Here is a 14,752-nt window from a genome sequence, read left to right on the forward strand (position 1 = left end):
TGCGCCATCCATCGAGCAATATCAAAACTTTTTGATATAGACCTTGCGATGCCTTCAGGCCGTCACTAGACTGCCAGCCCTATGAACTTACGCGTGCCTTCCATTCGCCATGACGATTGCGACGAGCTGGCGGCCCTGTGCAAGGCCGGCGGCGATCCGCTGCGGCTGAATGTATTGCGCGCCCTGGCCAACGACTCGTTCGGCGTACTGGAACTGGCGCAGATTTTCGATATCGGCCAGTCCGGCATGAGCCATCACCTTAAAGTGCTGGCGCAGGCGGATCTGGTGGCGACTCGCCGCGAAGGCAATGCGGTGTTCTATCGCCGGGCCCTGCCGCACACCGAGTTGCTGGGCGGCAAGTTGCACGCTGCATTGTTAGAAGAAGTCGACAATCTGGCGCTGCCGGCCGACGTGGAAACCCGGATCGCACAGGTCCACGGGCAACGCGCGGCCAACAGCCAGGACTTTTTCGCCAGGGTCGCGGAGAAATTCCGCGCCCAGCAGGATTTGATTGCCGGCCTGCCGCAGTACCGTGAAAGCGTGCTGGCCCTGCTCGACAAACTGAATTTCAATGGCGCTGCCACGGCCATTGAAGTCGGCCCCGGCGATGGAGCTTTCCTGCCGGAACTGGCGCGTCGCTTCGGCACCGTAACCGCACTGGATAACAGCGCGGCGATGCTCGAACTGGCCCGTCAGGTATGTGAACGTGAACAGCTGGCTAACGTCAGCCTGCAATTGGCCGATGCATTGAATGGCGTAAGTCTTCAGGCCGATTGCGTGGTGTTGAACATGGTGTTGCACCATTTCGCCGCGCCGGCCGAAGCGCTCAAGCACATGGCCAGCCTGCTGCAACCGGGCGGTAGCCTGCTCGTGACAGAGTTATGTAGCCACAACCAGAGTTGGGCCAGGGAGGCCTGCGGTGATCTGTGGTTGGGGTTTGAACAGGACGATCTGGCCCGTTGGGCCACCGCTGCGGGACTCGTTCCCGGGGAAAGCCTCTATGTAGGCTTACGTAATGGTTTCCAGATCCAGGTCCGCCATTTTCAGCGACCGGCTGGCGACACTCACCATCGGTAAATTCAGGAAAACATCGAGATGAGCGAATACTCCCTCTTCACCTCCGAGTCCGTGTCTGAAGGACATCCGGACAAAATCGCCGACCAGATTTCCGATGCAGTGCTGGACGCCATCATCGCCCAGGACAAGCACGCACGCGTTGCGGTGGAAACCCTGGTCAAGACTGGCGTGGCCATCGTTGCCGGTGAAGTGACCACCAGCGCCTGGGTTGACCTGGAGCAGATCGTTCGTGATGTGATCTGCGACATCGGCTACACCAGCTCCGACGTCGGCTTCGACGGCGCGACCTGCGGCGTGATGAACATCATCGGCAAGCAGTCCCCTGACATCAACCAGGGTGTTGACCGTGCCAAGCCTGAAGATCAGGGCGCCGGCGACCAGGGCCTGATGTTCGGCTACGCCAGCAACGAAACCGACGTGCTGATGCCGGCACCGATCACCTTCTCGCACCAGCTGGTGCAGCGTCAGGCCGAAGCCCGCAAATCGGGTCTGCTGCCTTGGCTGCGTCCGGACGCCAAGTCGCAAGTGACCTGCCGTTACGAAGGCGGCAAGGTTGTCGGTATCGACGCCGTGGTTCTGTCGACCCAGCACAACCCTGAAGTGTCGTACAACGACCTGCGCGAAGGCGTGATGGAGCTGATCGTCAAGCACGTGCTGCCTGCCGAACTGCTGAGCAAGGACACCCAGTTCCACATCAACCCGACCGGCCAGTTCATCATTGGCGGCCCGGTAGGTGACTGCGGTCTGACCGGTCGCAAGATCATCGTCGACAGCTACGGCGGCATGGCCCGTCACGGCGGCGGCGCGTTCTCCGGTAAAGATCCATCCAAGGTTGACCGTTCGGCTGCCTACGCTGGCCGTTATGTTGCCAAGAACATCGTGGCTGCCGGCCTGGCCGAGCGTTGCGAGATTCAGGTTTCCTACGCGATCGGTGTGGCCCAGCCTACTTCGATCTCGCTGAACACCTTCGGCACCGGCAAAATCAGCGATGACAAGATCATCAAACTGGTCCGCGAAGTGTTCGACCTGCGTCCATACGCGATCACCACCATGCTGGACCTGCTGCACCCGATGTACCAGGAAACCGCAGCCTACGGCCACTTCGGCCGTGCTCCGCAGACCAAGACCGTTGGCGAAGACACCTTCACCACTTTCACCTGGGAAAAAACCGACCGCGCCGACGCTCTGCGTTCCGCTGCCGGCCTGTAATTTTCCTGGCGGTACAAGAAGCCCCGCACGGTTCGCCGTGCGGGGCTTTTTCATGGTCGCGAAACAACCGGCAAAACAGCCGCCCGGCCCACTTCAAAATCCCGGCTAGCCTTCAGGTATCTCCCTGAGCAAGGACGCTCACGATGCTTGCCACACTGCGCCTGTTTTTGTTTTTCCTGCCGGCTTTGCACCTCAACGCCTTCGCTGACGACTGCCCCGACTGGGCCGCCGCCCGGGCTTTGAGCGAAGTCGCCGCCCTGCAGCAACAGATCGACCGCTGGGACGATGCCTATCATCGCGAAGGCCGCTCGGTGATCGCCGATGAGCTCTACGATCAATCACGCCTGCGCCTGAACCAATGGCGCCGGTGCTTCAGACTTCCCTCACCGCCTGAGCCGTTGCGCACCGCATCAGGCCCGGTTGCGCACCCGGTCGCTCACACCGGTCTGGACAAGCTTCACGACGCGGCGGACATCGCCACTTGGTTACGCGACCGCCAAAGCGTCTGGGTACAACCCAAGGTCGATGGCGTGGCCGTGACCCTGATCTATCGCGATGGCCGACTGCATCAGGCGATCAGTCGCGGGGATGGTGTTCGCGGGCAGGATTGGACGGCGTCGGCAAAAAAGATCAGAGCCATTCCGCAACAGCTGACGCAATCGGCAGATCTGCTGGTGCAAGGCGAACTCTACTGGCGTTTGAACGGACATACGCAGTCACGTGCTGGCAGCGCCAACGCCCGCGCCACCGTGGCCGGGCTGCTGGGGCGCAAGGATCTGGACGCGGAACACGCCGCCGGCATTGGGCTGTTTGTCTGGGACTGGCCGCAAGGGCCGAAGGACTTGCCGGAGCGAATCGCGGCGCTGACGCAGTTCGGTTTTCCCACCACCGAGCCCTACACCCAGGCCGTCGCCAGCCTGAACGACGCGCAACACTGGCGCGATCACTGGTATCGCTCGCCACTGCCATTCGCCACGGATGGGGTCGTCCTGCGTCAGAGCCTGCGACCGCCGGCGGAGCGCTGGCAGGCTCGTCCGCCCTACTGGGCTGTCGCCTGGAAATACCCTTTCGCCCAAGTGCTGGCCGATGTGCGCAAGGTGAACTTCAAGATCGGTCGCACCGGGCGCATCACGCCGGTGCTTGAACTGTCGCCGGTGATGCTCGATGACCGGCAGATCAAACGGGTCAGCGCCAGTTCGCTCAGGCGCTGGCAGGAACTGGACATTCGCCCAGGCGATCAGGTCGCAATCAGCCTGGCCGGGCTGACAATCCCGCGCCTCGACAGCGTAGTACTGCGCAGCACCGAACGCGCCGATCTGACCATTCCGCTCGCCAGCGACTTTCACGCCCTGAGCTGCTGGCAACCGACGCCGGGCTGCGAGAGTCAGTTCATCGCGCGCCTCACCTGGCTGAGCGGCAAGCAAGGTCTCGCCCTACCGCATGTCGGTCGCGGCACCTGGGAGAAACTTCTGGAAACAGGCCGCCTGAACAGCCTGCTGGATTGGTTGACCCTCGACGGGCCGGAGCTTGCTAACATTGCCGGTCTCGGCGAGCGCAGCAGTGCCCGCCTGCTGCACAGTTTTCACAGCGCCCGCCAACGGCCGTTCCTGCAGTGGCTCAAAGCCCTGGGATTGCCACCGACCGGTCAGGCAACACTCGCCGATTCATGGCAGGCGCTGGCACAACGCAATACCGAACAATGGCAGGCAGAAGCCGGAATCGGCCCGGGCCGCGCGGCGCAATTGAGCGCCTTTTTTCGCGACCCGCAGGTACTGGCCCTGAGTGAAACCCTGCAAGCCGCCGGCGTCGACGGCTTCTGAACACGCAATCCCCGGCCCGCCGGGAACCCAATGTCCGCCGGAGCGCTCCAACAGCGCAGTGCTTCACCGACCGATTGCCTTTGCACATGGAGCTTTTATGAAATTTCTCGCACCGCTCGCCCTGCTGTCCTTCTGCGCAGTCCTCGCCGCCCCCGTGATGGCCGACGAAGACGCGCCGGGCCTGACCGGTTGTGCCGCCAAGAAGCAGGGCATCATCAACCAGATCGAACAGGCCAAGTCCCGCGGCAACGCCGACCAGCAGGCCGGCCTCGAAACCGCCCTGCGCGAAGTCACCGAACACTGCACCGACGCCGGCCTGAAGAAAGAACGCGAAAACAAGGTGCTCGACGCCAAGCACGAAGTGAGCAAGCGTCAGGCCGATCTGGACAAGGCCATGAAGAAAGGCGATCCGGAGAAGATCGACAAGCGCAAGAACAAGCTCGCCGAATCGCGCAAAGAATTGCAGGACGCGCTGGACGAACTCGACAAGTAAGAAAGCCGGGGATCACAGCCAAAAGCCGTGATCCCTTGAACATCAGTGGTCGCGAAACTCTTTGTGGCAGGCACTGCAGGCATTTTCGACTTTCTGCACGGCCGGCCCCAGGTTGCTGGCCTTGTAGGGTTGCACCTTGCTGGCGATCACCAGTTCACCGGTGGCCGCTTCAAGGGTGCGGGCCATTTCCTGGAAGCGCGCCTGTTTCTGCCAGACATCGTCCTTGGCGCTGGTGTGATCTTCCTCGCGCACCTGCGGGAAATGTTTCCACGGCTCATGGGACAACGCATCGAGCTTGACCGCACCTTCCGCAAATTTCGGCCCGTCGAAGGCAATGCGTCCGCGCAGCATGCCACCCAGGTCTTCGCCGGTCTTGAGCATCTGCTTGAAGATCGCCTTGCGCTGACCCAGCGGGGAATTCGGGTCAACACCGCCACAGGCGGACAAGGTCAGACAGGCCAGCAATACAACAGAAATTCTTTTAAGAGTCATGGTGGCTTCAGGTCACGGAAATCGGCGGCCAGTATCCTCGGGTCACCGCCAAACACCAATAGCCCTATTAACAATAAGGGTTGCTTGAGCGCATGGAGCACTTCTGCAACCGGCACAGGAAATTCTCCATGAACAGCCGTTTCAAGGCCTGGCGTCATCCGCTTATCGCTACCCTCCCGCTGCTGGCAATCCTCGCCGGCTGCACCGGTGGCGACAGCGCCAAGCCGAAAACCCACGCCCTGGCCACGTATTCCAGCGCCACCTGGGAAGCCCTGCCTGCGGTGTCCGATAGCGACCTGGTGGCCGGTTTCGGTTCGTGGCGCAGCGCCTGCACCCGGCTCAAGACTGACCCGGTCTGGGGCGCGACCTGTGCGGCAGCCGCCAACGTGCCGCAAAAAGCCGGCGACATCCGCGCCTTCCTCAAGCAGAACCTCGACGTGTTCGGCCTGCGCGCCGAGAACGACAACCCCAACGGCCTGATCACTGGCTACTACGAACCGGTCTATCCCGGCAGCCTGACGCAAACCGCCACCGCCAACGTGCCGGTGTACGGCGTGCCCGAAGACATGATCATTGTGTCGCTGGACAGCATTTACCCGGAACTGAAAGGCAAGCGCCTGCGCGGACGCCTCGAAGGTCGCGTGCTCAAGCCTTACGACGACGCCGCAACCATCGAAAGCCAGGGCGTCAAGGCGCCGGTCGTGGCGTGGCTGACCGATCCGATGAACCTGCAATTTCTGCAGATTCAGGGTTCGGGGCGGATCCAGACCGATGACGGTCGCCAGCTGCGCATCGCCTACGCCGACCAGAACGGTCACCCGTACCGACCGATCGGTCGCTGGCTGGTGGAACAGGGCGAGCTGAAAAAAGAAGAGGTGACCATGGGCGCCATCAGCAACTGGGCAAAGGCCAACCAGTCACGCATTCCGGAACTGCTGGCGAGCAACCCGAGCTACGTGTTCTTCACCCGCAACCCGGACAGCAACGAAGGCCCGCGCGGCTCGTTGAATGTGCCGCTGACCGCCGGTTACAGCGCGGCGGTGGATCGCAAGGTGATTCCGCTGGGCAGCCTGTTGTGGCTGTCGACCACCCGCCCGGACGGCACGGCACTGGTACGCCCAGTCGCTGCGCAAGACACCGGCGGCGCGATTGCCGGCGAAGTTCGTGCGGATCTGTTCTGGGGCACGGGTGATGCCGCCGGGCAACTGGCCGGCGACATGAAGCAGCAAGGGCAGATCTGGATGCTCTGGCCGAAAGGCGCGGCGTTGCCGCAAGTGCCGCAGGTGGCTGACAAACCGTAAGCGCAACGCAAAAGATCGCAGGCCTCGTCAGCCTGCGATCTTTCTGGGTTCAGACCGAAACGAAGAAGAAACTGGCAATCAGCCCCATCCCGACAAACCACACCAGCGACCGCAGAATCGCCCAGTCCGCCAGATAGCAAATGATGTAAAGCAGGCGACTGGTGATGAACAGCACCGCCAGCACGTTGACCGTCACCAGCTCTGCCGTGCCGACCAGGTGCGCAACGATCACCGCTGCCGCAAACGCCGGCGTCACTTCAAAGCTGTTCAGCTGTGCCGCATGGGCACGCCGCGCCACGCCGTTCAGGCTTTCGAGAAAATCCCGGGGATCGTGATTGTCGCTCAGCCGATACCCACCGACAGCCTTGGCCACGCCTGTGCACAGGTAGGGCAGAAAGATCGCAATCAAAACGCACCACAGAGCCACCGTCATAACGCCGTCCTTTTTTCGAGTTATAGAGTTGCCGGGCGGTCAGAACTTCATGACCAGCATGCCGATCAGCACCAGCCCACAGGCTAAGAGCCGCGGCCGGCCGAAAGGTTCTTTCAGGTAACGCATGCCGAACAGCACCACCAGAATCACGCTGATTTCACGCAAAGCCGCCGCTTCGGCAATCGAGCCCAACTGCATCGCCCACAGCACCAGAGCGTAGCTGAACAACACGCAGAACCCGACCGCCAGTCCCAGCTTCCATTGCTCTCGCCAGAACAGCATGAACGCCGGACGCTTGGCCACCCACGCCAGCAACGGGAAAGGCCAGGCACTGAGCAGCGTGACCCAGACCAGGTAATCCAGCGGATGCGACCAGCGTCGCAACGCCTGGCCATCGATGTAGGTGTAGCAACCGATGCACAAGCCGATCAGCGCCACCACCGGCAGCATCGACCACGGCAAGTGTTTCCCGCCGCCGCCCTGCCAGAGCAGGCAAGCCATGCCCAGCGGGATCAACATGATCCCGAAGATCTGCTGGGTGGTCAGCACTTCACCGGCGAAGATCAGGGTCAGCGCCAGCACCACCAGCGGCGACAATCCGCGCATCAACGGATAGACCAGCCCCAGATCGCCGACCCGATAGGCCTGGATGAGCAGATAACGATAGAGCAGCTCGAACGCCGCCGACGCCAGAATCCACGGCCAGATTTCCGCCGGCGGCAGGCTGATGAAAGGGAATGCCAGCGCGACGAACAACAGCGCCACGGTGTCCATGCAGGCCACCACCAGCAGCCGCTCGGCGCTGAACTTGATCAACGTATTCCACGCTGCGTGCAACAGCGCCGCCACCAACACCAGAGCTGTCGCCAGCACGTGCCACTCCTTCGTTCTTGTTGTTGAGCCTGAGCCAATTAGTCAGATTATTGATTCGCGATGTGTCAGCAGCTGTTTATACTGCAAGCGACCACGCCGCACTCAGTTGCGCACAGATAAATTCCAATAATTCCTGCCTGCCCCGTTCTCGTCCGAGACCGGTCGCCGGCCTGCGTATGCCTGATCAAAGCGTCAAGACTACCGACAGAGACCTTGCGCATGCCACTCGCCTTGCTTGCACTCGCTGTTGCCGCTTTCGGCATCGGCACCACTGAATTCGTCATCATGGGTCTGCTGCCCGATGTCGCCCGCGACCTCACAGTGAGCATTCCCCACGCCGGCCTGTTGATCACCGGCTACGCCCTGGGCGTGGTGTTCGGTGCGCCGATTCTGGCGATAGGCACCGCCAACATGCCGCGCAAGGCCACGCTGCTGGGCATGACGCTGATGTTCATCCTCGGCAACGTGCTGTGCGCACTGGCGCCGAACTACGCAACGCTGATGGCGGCGCGGGTGGTCACCGCGCTGTGCCACGGCGCGTTCTTCGGCATCGGTTCGGTGGTGGCCGCCGGGCTGGTCGCGCCGAACAAACGGGCGCAGGCGATTGCGATGATGTTCACCGGTCTGACCCTGGCCAACGTCCTTGGCGTACCGCTGGGCACCGCGCTTGGCCAGTACGCCGGCTGGCGTTCGACCTTCTGGGCGGTTTCGGTGATCGGTGTGATCGCCGCCCTCGCCCAATGGCTGTGGTTGCCGAAACACATCCCGATGGACAAGGCCAACCTCGCCAGCGAGTTCAAGGTGCTGGGCAAGGTCAACGTGTTGCTGGCGCTGGGCATGAGCGTGCTCGCGTCCACCAGCCTGTTCAGCGTGTTCACCTACATCGCGCCGATTCTGCAGGACATCACCGGCGTCAGCCCTCACGGCGTGACCGTGATGCTGCTGTTGTTCGGCGTCGGTCTGACCGGCGGCAGCATGCTCGGCGGGCGCCTGGCCGACAGCCGTCTGTTGCCGTCGCTGGTGGGTGTGGCGCTGGCGGTGGTGGTGATTCTGGCGGCGTTCAGCCAGACCAGTCGTTCGGTGGTTCCGGCGGCAATCACGCTGGTGCTGTGGGGGATTTTCGCCTTCGCCCTGTGCCCGATCCTGCAACTGCTGATCATCGATCAGGCGCATGAAGCACCGAACCTCGGTTCGACCCTGAACCAGAGCGCGTTCAACCTCGGCAATGCCGCCGGCGCATGGATCGGCGGGTTGGTGGTGGCCAGCGGCGCGGACCTCGCGGACTTGCCCTGGACCGGCGCGCTGGTGGGCGTGCTGACCGTGCTGACGGCGCTGTTTTTCATCTACCTGCAACGTCGGGGTGTCGCTGCGGTCAATGTGTCCGGCTGATTTTCCCGGGGGACACAACTGTGTCCCCACCCCGCGTCAGCCCATCCAACCCTTGCGTCCATGAATGGGCGCGCTGTCTTTCACCCCCCATCCAAAGGACCCCGGATGCTTGAACTCGTCGCCGCTTTCATCTGCCTCACCACCCTCCTCACCTTTGTGAATTTCCGCTTCATCGGCCTGCCCCCGACCATCGGCGTGATGGTTACCGCACTGATGTTTTCCCTGTTGCTGCAAGGCCTGAGCCTGCTCGGCTACCCCGGCCTCGAAGAGCGCGTACAGCAACTGATCGGCCAGATCGACTTCGGCGATCTGCTGATGAACTGGATGCTCTCGTTCCTGCTGTTCGCCGGCGCCTTGCACGTGAACCTGAACGACCTGCGCAGCTACCGCTGGCCGATCGGCCTGCTGGCGACCTTCGGCGTACTGATCGCCACCGCCGTGATCGGCAGCCTCGCCTATTACATTTTTGCCCTGTTCGGCTGGCACGTGAGCTTCCTCTACTGCCTGTTGTTCGGCGCGCTGATTTCCCCGACCGACCCGATTGCGGTACTCGGCGTGCTGCGTACGGCCAACGCCTCGAAGCCGCTGAAGACCACCATCGTCGGCGAATCGCTGTTCAACGACGGCACCGCCGTGGTGGTGTTCACCGTGCTGCTGGGCATCGCGCAACTGGGCGAAACCCCGACCGTCGGCGCCACAGCCATGCTGTTTGCCCATGAAGCCATCGGCGGCGTGCTGTTCGGCGGGCTGATCGGTTATCTGGTGTACCTGATGATCAAGAGCATCGAGCAGCACCAGATCGAAGTCATGCTGACCCTGGCGCTGGTGATCGGCGGTTCGGCAATGGCCACCGAGCTGCACGTCTCGGCGCCGATTGCGATGGTGGTTGCCGGTCTGATCATCGGTAACCTCGGTCGCAACCTGGCGATGAACGACATGACCCGCAAATACCTCGACGGTTTCTGGGAATTGCTCGACGACATGCTCAACGCCTTGCTGTTCGCACTGATCGGGATGGAGCTGTTGCTGCTGCCGTTCAACTGGTTGCACGTGGCGGCGGCAAGTCTGCTGGCACTGGCGATTCTGCTGTCGCGCCTGCTCACCGTAGCCCCCGCCATCGTCCTGTTGCGGCGCTGGCGCACCGTGCCGCGCGGCACCATCCGGATCCTGACCTGGGGTGGTTTGCGCGGCGGTGTTTCGGTGGCCCTGGCCCTGGCCCTGCCGCTGGGCCCGGAGCGCGATCTGCTACTGAGCATCACCTACATCGTGGTGCTGTCGTCGATCCTGTTGCAGGGCCTGACCATCGGCAAACTGGTCAAGCACGCAACGCGCGACGAGCCGGCAACCGCTGCCGAGCCCGCGCACCATTGATCATTTCCTGATCTGCTGCGGATCGGGCTTTTCGGCCTGATCCGCAGACTCTTTCGGCCCGTCCGTTTCTTTTGGCGCGCCGCTTTCGCTGCGGATCTGCGCATGACTGATCAGCGCGAAGATGAAACTGCCGCCGATGATATTCCCCGCCAGGGTCGGCCCGGCAAACACCGCCCAGAAATCACTCCACGGCAACTCGCCGGCAAACACCAGATACGACACCTCCGCCGAACCCACCACGATGTGGGTGAAATCGCCCAGCGCCATGAAATAGGTAATGAGGATGATGATCCACATCTTCGCGCTCTCCATGGACGGAATCATCCAGACCATGGTGGCGATCATCCAGCCGGAAACGATGCCCTTGGCGAACATCTGACTCGCGTGGTTCTCCATGACCTTGCGGCCGATTTCGAGGAAGGCCTCGTCGGTCTTGCTGTCGAAGATCGGCAGTTCGAGCATCACGTACGCCACCAGAATCGTCCCGCACAGGTTGCCGAACAGCACCACCGTCCAGAGCCGGATCAGCCGGCCGAAATTGGCCAGGGTCGGTTTGGTCATCACCGGCAGCACGGCAGTCAGGGTGTTTTCGGTGAACAGTTGCTGGCGGGCGAGGATCACCGCGAGAAAACCTGCGCAGTAGCCGAAGCTGGCAATCACCTTGAATTCGTCGCCCTCGGGCAGACGCGAGTTGAGCAGGCCCATGCCCATCAGCGACAGGCCCATCGTCAGCCCGGCCGCGAGCGCCGACCACCACAGCGCGGCGATGCTGCGCTCCAGTTCCTGGTCGCCCTGTTTGCGGATGATTTCATGCAGGACCGCCGCCCGGGGCGGCTGGTTTTTCTCGACTTCGTGTTGTTCCTTGGCCGAGAGGTCGGGGGTCTTGCCGTCTGTTGGGGTGGTCATGGCGGGAAACCGGTGGCGGGATCATAAGGCTACGACACGCGCCGCTCGGCTTCCGTTCGCCAGGGTGGTGCGATTACTCGGTTACGGGTGTTTCATCCTTGAACTGGTCTTTGACGTACTTGATTTCGGTCCGCCCGTGCGGGGCCGGCAAGCCGTCTTCGCCGAGGTTGACGAAGACCATCTTCTCGACGGTCAGGATGCTCTTGCGGGTGATCTTGTTGCGCACTTCGCAGGTCAGGGTGATCGAGGTGCGGCCGAACTCGGTGGCGGTGATGCCCAGTTCGATAATGTCGCCCTGGCGCGAGGCGCTGACGAAGTTGATCTCGGAAATGTACTTGGTCACCACGCGCTGGTTGCCCAGTTGAACAATGGCGTAGATCGCCGCTTCTTCGTCGATCCAGCGCAGCAGGCTGCCGCCGAACAGGGTGCCGTTGGGGTTGAGGTCTTCGGGTTTTACCCACTTGCGGGTGTGGAAATTCATCTTCACTCCTGAGCGTCTTGCCGAATGATGGCGCCATCTTGGCAGACTGAGCGGTCATGCTCCATGAGGCTTCTACTATGGTCGCGATTAGCGATCTTCATCTGGCCGACAGAAACCCTTTGGAAGATCAGTCTAGACGGCTATAATCGCCCCCGTTTCAAAACGGTAACCTTCACTTGTTACCGTTTCCCCGCCACCTGTCCGAGGGGCGCTGCAGCAGGTTCAACCTGTCAGGCTCGGATGGGGCGTTGACCGGCTCAGGCCGGACACTAAACGCACAACGGCGCCCATTCGCATACATTACGAATGGAGGCTCTTCATGAGCGCTGTTATCACGCCTGCAGATTTTAACGATTACAAAGTTGCCGACATGTCCCTGGCTGCCTGGGGCCGTCGCGAAACCATCATCGCCGAGTCGGAAATGCCGGCCCTGATGGGTCTGCGTCGCAAGTACGCTTCCGAGCAGCCGCTGAAAGGCGCAAAAATCCTCGGCTGCATCCACATGACCATTCAGACCGCCGTGCTGATCGAAACCCTGGTTGCCCTGGGTGCCGAAGTGCGCTGGTCGTCCTGCAACATTTTCTCGACTCAGGACCAGGCCGCTGCTTCCATCGCTGCTGCCGGCATCCCGGTTTTCGCCTGGAAAGGCGAGACTGAAGAAGAGTACGAGTGGTGCCTGGAGCAGACCATCCTGAAGGATGGCCAGCCATGGGACGCCAACATGATCCTCGACGACGGCGGCGACCTGACCCAACTGCTGCACGACAAATACCCACAGGTTCTGGATCGCGTTCACGGCGTGACCGAAGAAACCACCACCGGCGTACACCGTCTGCTGGACATGCTGGCCAAGGGTGAACTGCGCATCCCGGCCATCAACGTCAACGACTCGGTGACCAAGTCCAAGAACGACAACAAGTACGGCTGCCGTCACAGCCTGAACGATGCCATCAAGCGCGGCACCGACCACCTGCTGTCCGGCAAGCAAGCGCTGGTCATCGGTTACGGTGACGTGGGCAAGGGCTCGGCCCAGTCCCTGCGTCAGGAAGGCATGATCGTTAAAGTCTCCGAAGTCGACCCGATCTGCGCCATGCAAGCCTGCATGGACGGTTTCGAACTGGTTTCGCCGTTCATCGACGGTATCAACGACGGCACCGAAGCGAGCATCGACAAAGCGCTGCTGGGCAAGATCGACCTGATCGTGACCACCACCGGTAACGTCAACGTTTGCGACGCAAACATGCTCAAAGCCCTGAAGAAGCGCGCCGTTGTCTGCAACATCGGTCACTTCGACAACGAAATCGACACCGCTTTCATGCGCAAGAACTGGGCATGGGAAGAAGTGAAGCCACAGGTACACAAGATCCACCGTACCGGCCCGGGCGCTTTCGACGCTCAGAACGACGACTACCTGATCCTGCTGGCCGAAGGCCGCCTGGTGAACCTGGGCAACGCTACCGGTCACCCAAGCCGCATCATGGACGGTTCGTTCGCCAACCAGGTTCTGGCGCAGATCTTCCTGTTCGGCCAGAAGTACGCCGACCTGTCGCCAGCCCAGAAAGCCGAGCGCCTGACCGTTGAAGTACTGCCGAAGAAACTCGACGAAGAAGTGGCCCTGGAAATGGTTCGCGGCTTCGGCGGCGTGGTCACTCAACTGACCAAGCAACAGGCTGACTACATCGGCGTGACCGTCGAAGGCCCGTTCAAGCCGCACGCTTACCGCTACTAAGAGCAGCTGCGAGCTTCAAGCTTCAAGCGGCAAGCAAGGCCACAAGCCGGACTTGCCGCGCGAAGCCCGAAAGCTCTGCCCCTATTTGTCAAAACAGTGTCAGGCCGCAAGCTTCAGGCACAAGAGACCAGCGCACCTCCGCTGCTCTTGCAGCTTGAAGCTTGCAGCTTGTAGCTGGAGGTCCCCTCCATGTCCCAAGACCGTCGCTACAGCTTCGAGTTCTTCCCGACCAAGACCGATGCTGGGCATGAAAAACTGCTCGCCACTGCCCGTCAGCTGGCCACTTACAACCCTGATTTCTTTTCCTGCACCTACGGCGCTGGCGGCTCGACCCGTGACCGCACGCTGAACACCGTGTTGCAGCTGGAAAGCGAAGTCAAAATCCCCGCCGCCCCGCACCTGTCGTGCGTCGGCGACAGCAAGGACGACCTGCGCGGCCTGCTGAACGAGTACAAGGCTGCCGGCATCAAGCGCATCGTCGCCCTGCGCGGTGACCTGCCATCCGGCATGGGCATGACCAGCGGCGAGCTGCGTCACGCCAATGAACTGGTTGAATTCATTCGTGAAGAAACCGGCAATCATTTCCACATCGAAGTTGCCGCTTACCCGGAGATGCATCCGCAAGCGCGCAATTACGAAGACGATCTCGCCAACTTCGTGCGCAAGGCCCGTGCCGGCGCCGACAGCGCGATCACCCAGTACTTCTTCAACGCCGACAGCTACTTCTACTTTGTCGACCGTTTGCAGGCGCTGGGCGTGGACATTCCGGTCGTGCCGGGGATCATGCCGATCACCAACTACAGCAAGCTCGCGCGCTTCTCCGATGCCTGCGGTGCGGAAATCCCGCGCTGGATCCGCAAACAGCTGGAAGCCTACGGCGATGACAGCCAAAGCATTCAGCGCTTTGGCGAACAGGTCGTCACCGAGATGTGCGAACGCCTGCTGCAAGGCGGCGCGCCTGGCCTGCACTTCTATTCCATGAACCAGGCCGAACCGAGCCTGGCGATCTGGAACAACCTGAAGCTGCCGCGCTAAAAAGACGTCACCGCAAGACCAGAAGATCGCAGCCACGACAGCGCCAACAGCGTTTTCGCCGCTGCGATCTTTTGCTTTTAACGCCCGAAACAGAGCTTCTGCGGCCAGTTTCTGGCTCTTTGCCGTTTCTCGTCGTAATCTCA

At 61.7% G+C, this 14,752-nt stretch carries 14 protein-coding genes and 1 riboswitch; of the genes, 9 read left to right on the forward strand and 5 right to left on the reverse strand.

The features are described 5' to 3' along the window. Positions 1-81: 81 nt before the first annotated feature. The 4 genes from AC0R79_RS28355 (at position 82) to AC0R79_RS28370 (ending at position 4,599) form a co-directional block, all read left to right on the forward strand. On the forward strand, positions 82-1,077 hold the full coding sequence (locus AC0R79_RS28355; protein WP_007959700.1) for an ArsR/SmtB family transcription factor: 996 nt from the start codon (positions 82-84) through the stop codon (positions 1,075-1,077). Between the two features lie 18 nt (positions 1,078-1,095). Beyond that, the gene (metK, locus tag AC0R79_RS28360; protein ID WP_007959699.1) at positions 1,096-2,286 is read left to right on the forward strand and encodes a methionine adenosyltransferase; all 1,191 of its coding nucleotides are present in this window, start codon (positions 1,096-1,098) and stop codon (positions 2,284-2,286) included. A 143-nt stretch (positions 2,287-2,429) separates the two neighbouring features. Continuing rightward, complete coding sequence (gene ligB, locus AC0R79_RS28365) at positions 2,430-4,106, forward strand: NAD-dependent DNA ligase LigB (RefSeq protein WP_474732567.1); 1,677 nt, start codon at positions 2,430-2,432, stop codon at positions 4,104-4,106. Positions 4,107-4,203: 97 nt separating this feature from the next. Further along, a complete protein-coding gene (locus AC0R79_RS28370; protein WP_007959697.1) occupies positions 4,204-4,599 on the forward strand; it encodes a DUF1090 domain-containing protein in 396 nt (131 codons plus the stop codon). A 42-nt stretch (positions 4,600-4,641) separates the two neighbouring features. Here AC0R79_RS28370 and AC0R79_RS28375 read toward each other — a convergent pair whose 3' ends face one another. Further along, positions 4,642-5,091: a c-type cytochrome gene (locus AC0R79_RS28375; protein ID WP_474732568.1), complete on the reverse strand. Its 450-nt coding sequence runs from the start codon at positions 5,089-5,091 to the stop codon at positions 4,642-4,644. A 128-nt stretch (positions 5,092-5,219) separates the two neighbouring features. Between AC0R79_RS28375 and mltA the strand changes: the two genes are divergently transcribed. After that, positions 5,220-6,392: a murein transglycosylase A gene (mltA, locus tag AC0R79_RS28380; protein WP_474732569.1), complete on the forward strand. Its 1,173-nt coding sequence runs from the start codon at positions 5,220-5,222 to the stop codon at positions 6,390-6,392. A 49-nt stretch (positions 6,393-6,441) separates the two neighbouring features. Here mltA and AC0R79_RS28385 read toward each other — a convergent pair whose 3' ends face one another. Continuing rightward, on the reverse strand, positions 6,442-6,825 hold the full coding sequence (locus AC0R79_RS28385) for an MAPEG family protein (protein ID WP_007959694.1): 384 nt from the start codon (positions 6,823-6,825) through the stop codon (positions 6,442-6,444). Positions 6,826-6,864: 39 nt separating this feature from the next. Then, complete coding sequence (locus AC0R79_RS28390; RefSeq protein ID WP_289203976.1) at positions 6,865-7,698, reverse strand: EamA family transporter; 834 nt, start codon at positions 7,696-7,698, stop codon at positions 6,865-6,867. Positions 7,699-7,917: 219 nt separating this feature from the next. On the opposite strand from AC0R79_RS28390, the gene AC0R79_RS28395 reads away from it, so the two are divergent. Further along, a complete protein-coding gene (locus AC0R79_RS28395; protein ID WP_375744231.1) occupies positions 7,918-9,087 on the forward strand; it encodes an MFS transporter in 1,170 nt (389 codons plus the stop codon). Positions 9,088-9,192: 105 nt separating this feature from the next. Beyond that, positions 9,193-10,458, forward strand: coding sequence for a cation:proton antiporter (locus tag AC0R79_RS28400; protein ID WP_085667394.1), 1,266 nt, complete (start codon positions 9,193-9,195; stop codon positions 10,456-10,458). On the opposite strand, the gene AC0R79_RS28405 is transcribed toward AC0R79_RS28400, so the two are convergent. Both AC0R79_RS28405 and AC0R79_RS28410 read right to left on the reverse strand, forming a co-directional pair. Next, positions 10,459-11,364 (reverse strand): formate/nitrite transporter family protein, encoded by a 906-nt coding sequence (locus tag AC0R79_RS28405; protein ID WP_179693415.1) that lies wholly within the window; start codon positions 11,362-11,364, stop codon positions 10,459-10,461. A gap of 73 nt (positions 11,365-11,437) precedes the next feature. After that, positions 11,438-11,845, reverse strand: a complete 408-nt coding sequence (locus tag AC0R79_RS28410; RefSeq protein WP_007959686.1) for an acyl-CoA thioesterase — start codon at positions 11,843-11,845, stop codon at positions 11,438-11,440. 197 nt (positions 11,846-12,042) lie between these two features. Next, a riboswitch (S-adenosyl-L-homocysteine riboswitch) is annotated at positions 12,043-12,141 on the forward strand. A gap of 23 nt (positions 12,142-12,164) precedes the next feature. Between AC0R79_RS28410 and ahcY the strand changes: the two genes are divergently transcribed. Then, positions 12,165-13,574 (forward strand): adenosylhomocysteinase, encoded by a 1,410-nt coding sequence (gene ahcY / locus AC0R79_RS28415; protein ID WP_127800358.1) that lies wholly within the window; start codon positions 12,165-12,167, stop codon positions 13,572-13,574. Positions 13,575-13,763: 189 nt separating this feature from the next. Next, a complete protein-coding gene (metF, locus tag AC0R79_RS28420) occupies positions 13,764-14,609 on the forward strand; it encodes a methylenetetrahydrofolate reductase [NAD(P)H] (protein WP_007959683.1) in 846 nt (281 codons plus the stop codon). The last annotated feature ends 143 nt before the right edge of the window (positions 14,610-14,752 follow it).

It is taken from the genome of Pseudomonas sp. HD57-3 (genome assembly GCF_056113135.1).

Coding starts and splice junctions, on each gene's coding strand:
- AC0R79_RS28355 (WP_007959700.1), top strand. CDS start 82: ATGAACTTACGCGTGCCTTCCATTCGCCATGACGATTGCGACGAGCTG.
- metK (WP_007959699.1), top strand. CDS start 1,096: ATGAGCGAATACTCCCTCTTCACCTCCGAGTCCGTGTCTGAAGGACAT.
- ligB (WP_474732567.1), top strand. CDS start 2,430: ATGCTTGCCACACTGCGCCTGTTTTTGTTTTTCCTGCCGGCTTTGCAC.
- AC0R79_RS28370 (WP_007959697.1), top strand. CDS start 4,204: ATGAAATTTCTCGCACCGCTCGCCCTGCTGTCCTTCTGCGCAGTCCTC.
- AC0R79_RS28375 (WP_474732568.1), bottom strand. CDS start 5,091: ATGACTCTTAAAAGAATTTCTGTTGTATTGCTGGCCTGTCTGACCTTG.
- mltA (WP_474732569.1), top strand. CDS start 5,220: ATGAACAGCCGTTTCAAGGCCTGGCGTCATCCGCTTATCGCTACCCTC.
- AC0R79_RS28385 (WP_007959694.1), bottom strand. CDS start 6,825: ATGACGGTGGCTCTGTGGTGCGTTTTGATTGCGATCTTTCTGCCCTAC.
- AC0R79_RS28395 (WP_375744231.1), top strand. CDS start 7,918: ATGCCACTCGCCTTGCTTGCACTCGCTGTTGCCGCTTTCGGCATCGGC.
- AC0R79_RS28400 (WP_085667394.1), top strand. CDS start 9,193: ATGCTTGAACTCGTCGCCGCTTTCATCTGCCTCACCACCCTCCTCACC.
- AC0R79_RS28405 (WP_179693415.1), bottom strand. CDS start 11,364: ATGACCACCCCAACAGACGGCAAGACCCCCGACCTCTCGGCCAAGGAA.
- AC0R79_RS28410 (WP_007959686.1), bottom strand. CDS start 11,845: ATGAATTTCCACACCCGCAAGTGGGTAAAACCCGAAGACCTCAACCCC.
- ahcY (WP_127800358.1), top strand. CDS start 12,165: ATGAGCGCTGTTATCACGCCTGCAGATTTTAACGATTACAAAGTTGCC.
- metF (WP_007959683.1), top strand. CDS start 13,764: ATGTCCCAAGACCGTCGCTACAGCTTCGAGTTCTTCCCGACCAAGACC.